We start from the raw sequence: 12,070 nt of genomic DNA, 5'->3' as shown, positions 1-12,070 counted from the left end.
TGGTGGGTGCCCGCCTGTGAGACGGGCCACTGTGTTTGTTGGAGCGCTGGCGCGCTCGAGTCGCGGCCCCTGGGGGCCGCCGGTCAGCGCTCGAGACTCGCGCCTGCGGCGCATGCGCTTCGAGCGCTGACCGGCGACCCGGCCGCGACCCGCCGCTGCGCGGCGGATCCCTCCTCGGGGTCGGGATGTGCGGGGCTGGGGAGTGCGGGAGGTGACGCACTTCGGGGGTGCTGTGTGGCTGGGAGTGCGGGGAGGTGGCGGTGTGTGATTCGGGTGGTTGTGCGGGTGCGGGGAATTTGCCCTTGTGGGGCCGGGGTTCGGTCTACTCTTCCGGGATGAGCCTTGTTGTGGCCGATCCGGGGTGGGGCCTGGTCGACCGGATCGCGTGGGCATTGGGGCGCCGACCGGGGTTGTTGACGGAGGGGGCGCGGCGGGAGCTGTTGATGCGGGGGATGCCCGCTACCGCGACGGTGCTCTCGGTGCGATCGCGGCGGGGTGAGGGCGGGTATCGCTTCTCGGTGCGGGTGCGAATTCCCGGCGAACTCGCCTACGACGCGCGGGTTCGTCAGCGGGTACGCAGCCAGGACCTGGAGTGGATGCAGCCCGGCGACGCGGTGAGCTGCCGGGTCGACCCCGGTGACCGCGACCGGGTGGTGCTGTATGTCCCCGAGGTCCCCGAATCCGGCCGCAGCGCCGCCGCGAAGATTCTCGCCAACGGCCGCCGCGCCGAGGCCACCGTCCTCGCCGTAGCCCCCATCGCCGCCGACTACACCGGCCGCGACGACCCGGTCCTGCGCCTGGACCTCGAACTACGCGCCTGGGACGAACCGTCCCCCTGGCGTGTCCGCCTCATCCAGCCCGTCCCGCTGGCCGCCGTCGGCTACATAGAACTGGGCACCCGCCTCGCCGCCGCCTTCTTCACCGTCGACCGGGGCGACTCCGTCGCCCTCGACTTCGCCGCCTTGACGCGCGGCGCCGCCACCGACCGGTCGATGAACCGCGGGCCCGACCCGAGCTGACGTCGCCTGGTGCTCGTCGACCCGCCTCGGTCAGCCCGTTCGACGCGCTTGCGCAGGGGCCGCCGTCGAGGTGTGGGCTCAATCCCTGGGTGCGCTCGCCCAGCGGCCGATCGGGGGTGTCGTCGAGGAGTCGGCTCACCTCTGGGCGCGCTCGCGGAGGACTCGTTCGCCCGCGTCGACGTAGGTGGTGAACAGGTCGGTGACATCGCGCAGACGTCGGGTCGCGGGGTCGTCGGTGAGGTGTTCGGCGCCGCGGAGGGTGCGGATGAAGGCGCGGGTGCGTTCGTGGCTGGCGGCGAGGAGTTGTTCGAAGCCGCCCGCGGCTTCCACGAGCAGGCGGCGGGAGCCCGGGCTGGGGATGGTGTGGGCCAGGCCCCAGGAGACCAGCTCGCGGATGGCGGTGCTGACCGCGCCGGAGCTCAGGGACAGGTCGGCGCGCAGCTGTTCGGAGGTCGACGGGGTGCTGTGCAGGAGCAGGTAGCCGTAGACGCGGCCGGTCGCGCGGGGGAGGTGCCAGGTCGCCAGGGTGTCGCCCATGGCGTTGACGAACTGTTCCCGCTCCGGGCTCAGCACGCCAGGTCCCAGTGCGCGAGCGTCCGCAGCAGCACCCGAGAGGTCTCCTCCGGTGCGTCCCAGGTGACGATATGTCCCGCCCCCGGAATCACCTGCTCCGCAACCCCTTCCGCCCGCGCCCACCGCGGCATCGCGGTCGCGATGTTGCCCGTCCGATCCCGCGCACCCCGCAGCAACGCCAGCGGCACCGGACACCGATACCCCGGCTCCGGCTCGACGAACGACACCGTAGCCCGCCACACATCCAGAAACACCCGCTTCGGCATCCGCGCGAAAACCGCCTCCGCCCTGGCGATCGCGTCCGGCGTCACCGCCGAAGCCCGAGCCATCACCCCCGGCAACACCCGCCCCGGAACCACCGCCAGCGACGGCGCCGCCACCCGCAACGCGACCCGCTCACCCCACGTCAACGGCCCCGCGTTCCACGCCGAATCCAGCACCACCAACCCCGCCACCCGCTCACCGTGCGCCCGCACGAAAGCCTGCCCGATATTCCCCCCGAGCGAATGCCCCACCAGCACAGCCCGCCCGACCCCGCACTCCGCCATCAGCGCCGCCATATCCTCCACCGCATCCACCCCGACGAACCGCACCCCCTCCCCCGACACCGACTCCCCATGCCCCCGCAGATCCCACGTGATCACCCGATACCCACTCGCGGCCAATACCTCGACCTGCGCGTCGAACATGCTGTGATCCATCCCCGCGCCGTGCGTGAAAACCACCACCGGCCCATCACCCCCACCGTCGGCAAACGCGATCTCCGCCCCAGCCCGCCGCATCCGCCGATTCAGTTTCACCATTCTCTGAATATAGATCAGATCATGGAGGTGCGCCGCCCGTAGTGCTTCAACACGGAGCGAGGTAGTATTCGAACGAATCGAACGATATTTCGAAACGTTCGGAACCGAGGAGGTGTGGTGGTCTCGGAACCGCTCGAAGAGCGCACGTTCCTGCCTGAAGATCGTGGCCGGTTGGCACCGGTCATGAGCTTCCTGGAAGCGCACGAGCGCCGGTGGGGTGCCGCGGCGAAGCCGAGCTATGCGCTGGTAGGCACCGACGAAGGGGATCGGATCGAACTTCCCGCCGACGTGCACCAGGCACTCAAACAGGTGGTCGCGGCCTTGCTGGCCGGCCGGGCTGTCACGATCGCGCCGCGCAGTATGACTCTGACCTCGCAGCAGGCGGCTGACCTGCTGGGTGTCAGCCGGCCGACCGTCAAGCGTCTCATCGAGAAGGGTGAGCTGCCCGCCCAGCGGATCGGCACGCGGCACCGGCTCGAACTCGATGATGTCCTCGACTACCGCGAGGTGCGCCGTCGCCGTCAGTACGACGCCCTCGCTGAAACGGCAGTTGACATCTCCATCGAAGACGATCCCGCCGATATCGAGCGTCACCTGCGTGAGGCACGCCGCCTGGCAGCGGAACGGACCAGAGGCAAGCGCAACGACTGAGGGGGATCGGTGTTCGCGGTACTGCTCGATACGTGTGTTCTCTGGCCGAGCTTGCAGCGCGATTTCTTGCTGTCGCTCGCCATCGAGGGTCTCTACCGACCGCTGTGGTCCGAGCGGATCCTGTTGGAGTTGGAGTTGAGCGAACAGGCGAAACTCGTTGCCCGGGGCGAAGATGACCGAACCGGAGCATCGCGGGCCCGTCGGCTCGTCGCCACGCTGGAGTCGCGGTTCGACGATGCCCTGGTCCTGAATTGGGAGCCGCACGAGGGCACCTTCGGACTTCCTGACCCCGATGACGAGCACGTCGTGGCGGCGGCGGTTGTCGGCGGAGCCGACGCGATCGTCACCCAGAATCTGCGTGACTTCCCGGCTGATCGCATGCCGGACGGGGTATCGGTTCGGACGGCGGCAGAATTCGCTGCCGACACGGTGGCGGTCTCGCCGGATACGGCCGTATACGCGCTGCGCACCATGCTGAGCCGATACCGGAACCCGGTTGTCGCGGAGGAGGACGCGCTGAAGATCCTGGTATCGCGTTACGGGATGGATGATGCCGTCGAACTCTTGCGATCCGCTAGTTGAGCTAGCTGGAACAACATTCCGTGAGGTCCTGCCGACGAGGTAGTCAGCGGGAGGAAACCGAGTCGGTCCGGTCGGGGAGGTCGGACCGGACCTACTCAGGTGCAGTGATTCAGGAGCGGGCGATGGTGGACCAGCCTGCTACCTGTTCGGGGGTGCGGGGGCCCGGGCCGGTGTAGATGGCGGCGGGGCGGACCAGTTTGCCGAGTTGTTTCTGTTCGAGGATGTGGGCGCACCAACCGGCGGTGCGGCCGCAGGTGAACATGGCGGGCATCATGTGGGCGGGGACCTCGGCGAAGTCGAGGATGACGGCGGCCCAGAATTCGACGTTGGTCTCGATGGCGCGGTCGGGGCGGCGTTCGCGGAGTTCGGCGAGGGCGGCCTGTTCGAGGGCGGCGGCGACTTCGAAGCGGGGGGCGTCGAGGCGCTGGGCGGTGGCGCGCAGGACGCGGGCGCGGGGGTCCTCGGCGCGGTAGACGCGGTGGCCGAAGCCCATCAGCTTCTCTTTGCGGTCCAGGATGCCCTTGACCAGGGCGCGGGCGTCGCCGGACTGCTCGACGGCCTCGATCATCGGCAGCACGCGGGCGGGGGCGCCGCCGTGCAGCGGGCCGGACATGGCACCGATCGCGCCGGACAGGGAGGCGGCCACGTCGGCGCCGGTGGAGGCGATGACGCGGGCGGTGAAGGTGGAGGCGTTCATGCCGTGCTCGGCGGCGGAGACCCAGTAGGCGTCGATGGCCTCGGTGTGACGCGGGTCCGGGTCACCCTTCCAGCGGGTCATGAAACGTTCGGTGACCGTGGTGCATTCGTCGATCTGACGCTGCGGGACGGCGGGCTGGTAGATGCCGCGCGCGGACTGGGCCACATAGGACAGCGCCATCACCGAGGCGCGGGCGAGATTCTCGCGGGCGGTCTCGTCGTCGATGTCGAGCAGCGGCTCGTAGCCCCAGATGGGGGCGAGCATGGCCAAGCCCGCCTGCACGTCGACGCGCACGTCACCGGTGTGCACCGGCAGCGGGAAGGGCTCGGCGGGCGGCAGGCCGCGCCCGAACTCCCCGTCGACCAGCAGGGCCCAGACATCGCCGAAGGTGACGCGATTGGCGACCAGATCCTCGATGTCGACGCCGCGATATCGCAGCGCGCCACCGTCCTTGTCCGGCTCGGCGATGTCAGTGGTGAAGGCCACCACGCCTTCCAATCCGCTGACGAAATCCTGGGGTACCGCGCTGGCCGTCATGGTGACTCTCCTTGCCGGGAAATGCCGATCTTCCTGAACGATAGACCTGTGGATACCCGCTGGTAACCCCACCCCTCGCCCCGCCGTGGCGACGAGCACCGGCGAGCTCGGCGTAGCGTTTGTGCCCATGCGTGACCCGGAACCCCTGGCGGGCGATCTCGCCGCGATGCGCGTGGACTACGGCGACCCGCTGGCCGTGCCCACCACCGAAGCCGATCTCGACGAGAGCTGGGTGGCCGGCGGCTGGGAACCGTTGCTGCGCCGCTGGATCGATCAGGCCAGCAGCCTCGGCGTGGCCGAACCGAACGCGATGGTGCTGGCCACCGTCGCGCTGACCGGCCCGGCGCCGCGCCCGGTCGCGCGGACCGTGCTGTGCAAGGGGCTGTCGCCCGAGGGTGTCACCTTCTATACGAACTACGACTCCGCCAAGGGCGACCAGCTCGCCGCCGACCCCTACGCCGCCGCTACCTTCGTCTGGCCGTCGCTGGCCCGGCAGGTGCACGTGCGCGGGCGCACCGAGCGGGTCTCCGCCGAGGTGACGGCCGCCTACTGGCAGTCGCGCCCGCGCGAATCGCGGCTGGGCGCCTGGGCCTCGCAGCAGTCGCGCCCGGTCGCCTCGCGCGCCGACCTCGACCGCGCGCTGGCCGAGACCACCGCCCGCTTCGCCGACACCGAGAACATCCCTGTGCCCCCGCACTGGGGCGGGTACCTGCTGCGCCCGGACGAAGTGGAGTTCTGGCAAGGCAGGCACGGCCGCCTGCACAACCGGATCGTGGTGCGCGTCGACGGCGCGCAGGTGAACGTCGAGCGCCTGCAGCCCTGAGTGGGCTATCTCACCGAGAAAAATCGTGGGACGTTTACCGGTGCACTGGCTAACGTGCCGTAAGTGAAACTGCTCGCCGACACCGAACCCCTGCGCAATCGCGACTATCGCAGGCTCTGGACCACCAATATCGTCACGGTCGTCGGCGCGCAGCTCTCGGTGGTCGCGGTGCCGCAGCAGATCTTCCAGATCACCGGCAGCTCCGGCTATGTCGGCCTGGCCGGGCTGTTCGGCCTGGTGCCGCTGGTGGTGTTCGGGCTGTGGGGCGGGGCGCTGGCCGACGTGATGGACCGGCGCACGCTGCTGATCATCACCACCGCGGGCACCGGCGTCACCGCGGTCGCGTTCTGGGTGCAGGCCGCGCTGGGGATGAGCAATGTGTGGCTGGTGCTGGGGTTGTTCGCGGTGCAGCAGGCGTTCTTCGCGGTCAACCAGCCCACCCGCGGCGCCGCCATCGCCCGGCTGCTGCCACCGGAACAGATCGCCGCGGCCAGTTCGCTGTCGATGACGGTGCAGAACGTCGGCATGATCGCCGGTCCGGTGCTGGCCGGTCTGCTCATCCCGGTGCTCGGCCTGCCCACGCTGTATCTGCTCGACGCCATCGCCCTGCTCGCCACGCTCTGGGCGGTGAGCAAGCTGCCGTCCTTCCCGCCGACCGGCGACCAGCGTCGCGCCGGGCTGCGCACGGTGATCGACGGCTTCCGCTATCTCACCGCCCAGCGCATCCTGCTGGCCTCCTTCGTCGTCGACATCATCGCCATGGTCTTCGGCATGCCCCGCGCGCTGTTCCCGCAGATCGCGCACGAGACCTTCCACGACCCGGCCGAGGGCGGTGTCGCGCTGGGCCTGCTGTTCGCCGCGATCTCGGCGGGCGCGGTCCTGGGCGGGGTGTTCTCCGGCTGGGTGCCGCGTATCCGCAGGCAGGGGCTGGCGGTGATCGTGTGCATCGCGATCTGGGGTGTGGCGATGGTCGGTTTCGGGCTGGCGGTCGGGTTGACCGGGCACCTGTTCGGGCTGGGGGTGTGGCTGTGGATCGCGGTGGCGTTCCTGGCGCTGGGTGGCGCGGTGGACATGATCTCGGCGGCCCTGCGCACGGCGATGTTGCTCAATGTCTCCACCGACGAGATGCGCGGGCGGTTGCAGGGCGTGTTCATCGTGGTCGTCGCAGGTGGGCCGCGGATCGGTGACGTTGCCCACGGTTTCGCCGCGGCCAGCCTGGGTACCGCTGTAGCGGCTGCCGGTGGCGGCGTGCTGGTGGTGATCGGCGTAGTTCTCGCGGCGCTCGCCTTCCCGGCGTTCATCCGCTACCGGGTGGTCCGTGCGCATGCGGTGACCGCGGCGGAATAGCCTGGTCAGGGCGGGGATACCGGCCGGGGCGGCACGGGTCCCCCGCGGCGGGCGCCGCCGTGGCGTGCCACTGCCGAGAACCGAGGATCAGCGCAGGTCCAGCGACCTGCGCCGACCTCACCGAGTGATGGTCCGAGTGTGAGGAGAGCGCATGCCAACCCTGATTGCTACTCCCGGGTCGGCAACAGTTAGCGTTACATCAAGCGCGCCTATGCCGACCGCATCGGCGTCTTCGGTTCGGCGCCGGGTTTCAGGGCTCGGCGAGAATCTCAACTAGCCTGAGAGGGATCCTTCCGTGCCCGCTGAGAACATCACCAACGTCGCCGACGCCAAGGCGGTACTCCAGTACCCCGGGGGCGAGTTCCCGATCTCGGTCACCTCGGCCGCGGAGGGCAACGACGGACTCGACCTGGGCAAGCTGCTGGCCAGCACCGGTTACGTCACCTACGACCCCGGTTTCATGAACACCGCGTCGACCAAGTCGGCCATCACCTACATCGACGGTGAGGCGGGCATCCTGCGCTACCGCGGATACCCGATCGACCAGCTCGCGGGCCGCTCGACCTTCATCGAGGTCAGCTACCTGCTCATCTACGGCGAGCTGCCGACCCAGGCCCAGCTCGACGACTTCACCGACCGCATCCGCCGCCACACGCTGCTGCACGAGGACCTCAAGCGGTTCTTCGACGGCTTCCCGCGCAACGCGCACCCGATGCCGGTGCTGTCCTCGGCGGTCAACGCGCTGTCGGCCTACTACCAGGACTCCCTGGACCCGCGCGACCCCGAGCAGGTCGAGCTGTCCACCATCCGCCTGCTGGCCAAGCTGCCCACCATCGCGGCCTACTCCTACAAGAAGTCGGTCGGCCAGCCGTTCCTCTACCCGGACAACTCGCTGAGCCTGGTCGAGAACTTCCTGCGGATGACCTTCGGCTTCCCGGCCGAGCCCTACGAGGTCGACCCCGAGATCGCCGCCGCGCTGGACATGCTGCTGATCCTGCACGCCGATCACGAGCAGAACTGCTCCACCTCGACCGTGCGACTGGTCGGCTCCTCCGACGCCAACCTGTTCACCTCGGTGTCCGGTGGCATCAACGCGCTGTGGGGCCCGCTGCACGGTGGCGCCAACCAGGCCGTGCTCGAGATGCTCGACGAGATCAAGGCCAACGGCGGCGACGTCAAGGAATTCATCCGCAAGGTCAAGAACAAGGAAGACGGCGTGAAGCTCATGGGCTTCGGGCACCGCGTCTACCGCAACTACGACCCGCGCGCGACCCTGGTCAAGCAGGCCGCCGACAAGATCCTGTCGAAGATCGGCGGCGACGACCAGCTGCTCGACATCGCCAAGCAGCTCGAAGAGGCCGCCCTCACCGACGACTACTTCGTCTCGCGCCGCCTGTACCCGAACGTCGACTTCTACACCGGCGTCATCTACCGGGCCATGGGCTTCCCGACCCGCATGTTCACCGTGCTCTTCGCGATGGGCCGCCTGCCGGGCTGGATCGCGCACTGGCGCGAGATGCACTCCGAGCCGCTGAAGATCGGCCGCCCGCGCCAGATCTACACCGGTTACGGTGAGCGTGATTACCTCGACATCGGTACTCGCTGACCGAGCACCCTGTCACTGACGACCGTGTTCCCCGTACGCGCGGGGATGAGCCCTATCGAAGGGGATAGCGCATGACCAAGCCGGAGATCGAATTCCAGGAGGGCCCCGCGCCCACCCAGCTCGTGATCAAGGACCTCGTCGAGGGCGAAGGCAAGGAAGCGGTGCCCGGCGGCACCGTCGAGGTGCACTACGTCGGCGTCGAGTTCGAGACCGGCGAGCAGTTCGACTCCTCGTGGGACCGCGGCGAATCCATCACCTTCCCGCTGCGCGGCCTGATCCAGGGCTGGCAGGACGGCATCCCCGGCATGAAGGTCGGCGGCCGCCGTCAGCTGACCATCCCGCCGGAGCTCGCCTACGGCCCGGCCGGTTCCGGCCACGGCCTCTCGGGCAAGACCCTGGTCTTCGTGATCGACCTGCTCAACGCGAACTGATCCGAAAACCGCACCGCGGCCCGCTTTCCACCCCGGAAGGCGGGCCGCGGTCGTGTCGATTTGCTATCAGTCGGTCCGTGGGCTACTACTGCTGGTGTCCATGACAGTGCGCTGATCGATTCGCCCGGGGTTCGGGGCTTTCTTCGGGGGTTTCGGGAGGGAGTTTCTCGATCATGTTCCATCGCAAGGGTGCTCGACACGTACTCGCCGCGGCGTTGCCGATCGCGGTGGCGGTGAGTCTGGTGGGCGCGGGCACCGGCTCGGCCGAGGTCGATCAGCAGACCCGCTACGCCGAAGGCCTGTCCAGTGTGGGGGTGACCGACGGCGTCGGCTACCGCAGCACGGTGGCACCGGATCTGAAGACCGTGTCCGCCTCGATCGACTCGGGCCGGTTCGTCGTGGCCGAGGACGGTGTCGTCGTCGAGTCGGCGGCGGGGGAGCGGATCGGGGAGATCCCCGCCGAGTTCCACACGGCCGGCGGCGAGGTCATCGCGCTGGCCACCGAGATCGCCGCCGATGGGCGCGGGCTCACGGTGACCCCGCGGATCACCCCGGCGGCGGCCACCGAACTGAAGGACATCGCCACCTCGCCCACCGCCCAGTTCCCCGATCCGGTGCAGAATGCCGCCGCCGTCGGAGCGGGCATCGGTGTGATCGCCGCTGCCGTCGTGTGCATTCCGATGATCACCACGATGATCCTGTACCTGCCGTGCGTCGGCCTGGTCGGGCTGCCGAACGCACTGGTTGGCGCGCTCATCGGCGCGGTGGTCGGCGCGGTCGCGCCGGATATCATCCCGCAGGTGCTGCCCTGATCGGCTGAGTTCGCGAGCGGCTCGCACCGGTTCTCCGGCGCGGGCCGTTTCGACTATTCGCGCACGACCTCGACCGGGTCGGTCAGCGCCAGGGCCAGTGCGGATTGCTGGGCCTGCCCACGCGGCGGCAGCGCTTCCAGCGCCTTGCCGGTCTGGGTATTGAGGTTGCCGACGATGTTCTGCATGGCGCCCACCCCGCTGGTGAGCTGCTCCATGGCCGAGACCAACTGCGCGCCACCCTGTTCGGCGAGCGCGGGCAGACCCTCGGCGAGGGCGGCGCCCTGGGTGAGCTGGTCGCGGGCGGTATTGAGCCGTTCGACCACGGTGCGCAGCAGCGTGCCCAGCTCGGTATTCGGGTCGACGGCCGCGCCGGTGAGCTCGCTCAGCCCGTCGAGCTGGGTGCCCGCCTGCTTCGAGACGGTCTGCAGCGCTTCGAGTTTGGTGATGATCTCGGCGAGCTGGGGATCGTTGGCGAACGGCAGGCTCCGCAGCGGCGGCAGGATCTGATCGAGCCCGGAACCCATGGCGGCCGCGCTGCGCTGCACCCCGGCGACGGTGACCCCGGTGGCGTCCAGCGCGTCCGCGAGCTGAGTAGCCTGCTTGGCCGCGCCGTCCACGGTCTGGTTCAGCAACTCGATGGCCGCGGTGAGCTCGCCCGCGCCCTGCTTGGCGAAATCGAGGAAGCCGAGCATCTCTTCGGCGCCACCGCTGAACTGGTCGGCCCCCGCGGCGGCCGCGTTCACGCCCGCGCTCAGCAGCTGGGCGGTGAACTGCACCGAGGTCATCTGGTTACGGGCCTGGGCGACGGCGGCCAGTGCCGCGTCCACACCCGAGGCGCCGATGCGATGGGTCACCACGTCGACCGCGCCGTTCACGGTGCCGGTGTCGGCGCCCTCGTGCGTGGTCACGGTGACCTTGGCGCGCTTCGGGTCCGGGGTGGCCAGGGTCGCCATGGACGCGGTGAGGTCGGCGGGCAGGGTGATCACCGCGGCGTAGTCGGCGGCATCGACCTCGCCTGGTTTGGCGAGGGTCCATTCGTAGCCGCCCGCGTCCTGCACGGCCTTGGCGACGCGTTCGCCGGTGGGGCCGGTATCGGCGTTCACCAGGGCGATGCCGGTCGGCGCGGAGTCCGGCCCGGCGCAGGCGGCCAGCGCGCCGCCGGTCAGCAGCGCGGCGACGGTGAGGCTGAGCAAGCGGGCGCGTTTGTCGATCACGGGGCGACGGTATCCGGCCAGTTGGCTGCGACTTCTGGGAGAGGTCTGAGAGTTCGTTGAGGAACCCGGTGCGCGGCGGTAGCTGCCCGGATGCTGGCCCACGGTTACCCGGCGTTTGCCCGGCGACGCCTCCTCGGCTCGATATGCCTTGTGTCACAACGGCTTACAAGATCGTGTTCGGTCAGGTACAAATCTCGAGTCAATCGACATCGAGAACGTTTCGATTCGTCCGGGGGTTTCGGGGAATCCTTGGGGGCGTCGGGAGGGAGACACCGAACATGTTCCACACCATCACTCGCGCGACCCGTCGCGTGGCCGTCGCCGCGTTGCCGCTGGCCGTGGCCACCTCGCTGGTCACCGCGGGCACCGCGGCCGCCGATGTGACCGTCGAGCGTCAGGCCGAGATCGCCACCGGGCTGTCGAGCCAGGGCGTCGCCGACGGGGTCGCCTACACCACCACGGTCTCCCCGGACCTGCGCACCATCTCCGCCACCGTCGACGCGGGCCGCTTCGTGCTCACCCCCGACGCCGTCACCGTGGTCTCCGACTCCGGCGCCACCGTGGGCGAGCTGCCGCTGAAGTTCGAGACCGTCACCGGCAACGCGATCGCGGTCGCCTCGGTGGTCTCCGCCGACGGCAAGACCCTGCAGATGGCGCCGCAGCTGTCCACCGACACCAGCACCGAGCTGAAGAACATCGCCACCGACCCGAACGCCGCCAACTCCGACCCGGTGCAGAACGCCGCGGCCGCGGGTGCGGCCATCGGCGCGATCGCCTCGGCCATCCTGTGCCTGCCCGCGCTGGCCGCCTTCATCATCGGCTACTTCGTCTGCGCGCTGCCCTCGGTGGTCTCCAGCGCCCTGACCGGTGCCGTGATCGGCGCGGTCATCGGCCTGGTGATCCCGGAGTCGGTGCCGCAGGTGCTGCCCTGATCAGCTGATCGATAACCGAGACCCCCGCGTCCAGCCGGACGCG

The 12,070-nt window shown here is 69.5% G+C and carries 13 protein-coding genes; 9 read left to right on the top strand and 4 right to left on the bottom strand.

The genetic code is table 11. The features are described from left to right. The first annotated feature begins 335 nt into the window (after window positions 1-335). Window positions 336-1,019: a hypothetical protein gene (locus WA675_RS23495; protein ID WP_336087160.1), complete on the top strand. Its 684-nt coding sequence runs from the start codon at window positions 336-338 to the stop codon at window positions 1,017-1,019. A 135-nt stretch (window positions 1,020-1,154) separates the two neighbouring features. On the opposite strand, the gene WA675_RS23490 is transcribed toward WA675_RS23495, so the two are convergent. Further along, the gene (locus WA675_RS23490) at window positions 1,155-1,592 is read right to left on the bottom strand and encodes a GbsR/MarR family transcriptional regulator (protein WP_336087158.1); all 438 of its coding nucleotides are present in this window, start codon (window positions 1,590-1,592) and stop codon (window positions 1,155-1,157) included. Beyond that, window positions 1,586-2,395 (bottom strand): alpha/beta fold hydrolase, encoded by an 810-nt coding sequence (locus WA675_RS23485; RefSeq protein ID WP_336087157.1) that lies wholly within the window; start codon window positions 2,393-2,395, stop codon window positions 1,586-1,588. The genes WA675_RS23490 and WA675_RS23485 overlap by 7 nt, the downstream gene beginning before the upstream one ends. A 117-nt stretch (window positions 2,396-2,512) precedes the next feature. Between WA675_RS23485 and WA675_RS23480 the strand changes: the two genes are divergently transcribed. Then, the gene (locus tag WA675_RS23480; protein ID WP_336087155.1) at window positions 2,513-3,046 is read left to right on the top strand and encodes a helix-turn-helix domain-containing protein; all 534 of its coding nucleotides are present in this window, start codon (window positions 2,513-2,515) and stop codon (window positions 3,044-3,046) included. Window positions 3,047-3,055: 9 nt separating this feature from the next. Beyond that, window positions 3,056-3,628, top strand: coding sequence for a PIN domain-containing protein (locus tag WA675_RS23475; RefSeq protein WP_336087153.1), 573 nt, complete (start codon window positions 3,056-3,058; stop codon window positions 3,626-3,628). A gap of 109 nt (window positions 3,629-3,737) precedes the next feature. Here the strand turns inward: WA675_RS23475 and WA675_RS23470 are convergent, their stop codons facing one another. Further along, window positions 3,738-4,862 (bottom strand): citrate synthase 2, encoded by a 1,125-nt coding sequence (locus WA675_RS23470; RefSeq protein WP_336087151.1) that lies wholly within the window; start codon window positions 4,860-4,862, stop codon window positions 3,738-3,740. Between the two features lie 127 nt (window positions 4,863-4,989). Between WA675_RS23470 and pdxH the strand changes: the two genes are divergently transcribed. From pdxH to WA675_RS23445, 5 genes are all read left to right on the top strand, one after another. After that, window positions 4,990-5,685, top strand: coding sequence for a pyridoxamine 5'-phosphate oxidase (pdxH, locus tag WA675_RS23465; RefSeq protein ID WP_442945705.1), 696 nt, complete (start codon window positions 4,990-4,992; stop codon window positions 5,683-5,685). Between the two features lie 63 nt (window positions 5,686-5,748). Beyond that, window positions 5,749-7,032: an MFS transporter gene (locus WA675_RS23460; RefSeq protein ID WP_336087149.1), complete on the top strand. Its 1,284-nt coding sequence runs from the start codon at window positions 5,749-5,751 to the stop codon at window positions 7,030-7,032. Between the two features lie 295 nt (window positions 7,033-7,327). Further along, entirely contained in the window at window positions 7,328-8,638 is a 1,311-nt protein-coding gene (locus WA675_RS23455) for a citrate synthase (RefSeq protein WP_336087147.1), read from the top strand. 71 nt (window positions 8,639-8,709) lie between these two features. Further along, window positions 8,710-9,069 (top strand): FKBP-type peptidyl-prolyl cis-trans isomerase, encoded by a 360-nt coding sequence (locus WA675_RS23450; RefSeq protein WP_336087145.1) that lies wholly within the window; start codon window positions 8,710-8,712, stop codon window positions 9,067-9,069. A 173-nt stretch (window positions 9,070-9,242) separates the two neighbouring features. After that, window positions 9,243-9,881: a hypothetical protein gene (locus WA675_RS23445; RefSeq protein WP_336087143.1), complete on the top strand. Its 639-nt coding sequence runs from the start codon at window positions 9,243-9,245 to the stop codon at window positions 9,879-9,881. A gap of 53 nt (window positions 9,882-9,934) precedes the next feature. On the opposite strand, the gene WA675_RS23440 is transcribed toward WA675_RS23445, so the two are convergent. Continuing rightward, window positions 9,935-11,095 (bottom strand): hypothetical protein, encoded by a 1,161-nt coding sequence (locus tag WA675_RS23440; protein ID WP_336087140.1) that lies wholly within the window; start codon window positions 11,093-11,095, stop codon window positions 9,935-9,937. Window positions 11,096-11,373: 278 nt separating this feature from the next. Here WA675_RS23440 and WA675_RS23435 point away from each other — a divergent pair, with 278 nt between their 5' ends. Then, window positions 11,374-12,027, top strand: coding sequence for a hypothetical protein (locus WA675_RS23435; protein WP_336087137.1), 654 nt, complete (start codon window positions 11,374-11,376; stop codon window positions 12,025-12,027). The last annotated feature ends 43 nt before the right edge of the window (window positions 12,028-12,070 follow it).

It is taken from the genome of Nocardia sp. SSK8, assembly GCF_037034205.1.
Lineage (GTDB): Bacteria > Actinomycetota > Actinomycetes > Mycobacteriales > Mycobacteriaceae > Nocardia.
Note: the sequence above shows the minus strand (reverse complement) of the source record. Positions and strands in the feature narration are given on the sequence as shown.

Excerpts from the sequence above, each read along its gene's own strand:
- WA675_RS23470 (WP_336087151.1), bottom strand. The coding sequence starts at position 4,862 with ATGACGGCCAGCGCGGTACCCCAGGATTTCGTCAGCGGATTGGAAGGC.
- WA675_RS23445 (WP_336087143.1), top strand. The coding sequence starts at position 9,243 with ATGTTCCATCGCAAGGGTGCTCGACACGTACTCGCCGCGGCGTTGCCG.
- WA675_RS23435 (WP_336087137.1), top strand. The coding sequence starts at position 11,374 with ATGTTCCACACCATCACTCGCGCGACCCGTCGCGTGGCCGTCGCCGCG.
- WA675_RS23485 (WP_336087157.1), bottom strand. The coding sequence starts at position 2,395 with ATGGTGAAACTGAATCGGCGGATGCGGCGGGCTGGGGCGGAGATCGCG.
- WA675_RS23495 (WP_336087160.1), top strand. The coding sequence starts at position 336 with ATGAGCCTTGTTGTGGCCGATCCGGGGTGGGGCCTGGTCGACCGGATC.
- WA675_RS23450 (WP_336087145.1), top strand. The coding sequence starts at position 8,710 with ATGACCAAGCCGGAGATCGAATTCCAGGAGGGCCCCGCGCCCACCCAG.
- pdxH (WP_442945705.1), top strand. The coding sequence starts at position 4,990 with ATGCGTGACCCGGAACCCCTGGCGGGCGATCTCGCCGCGATGCGCGTG.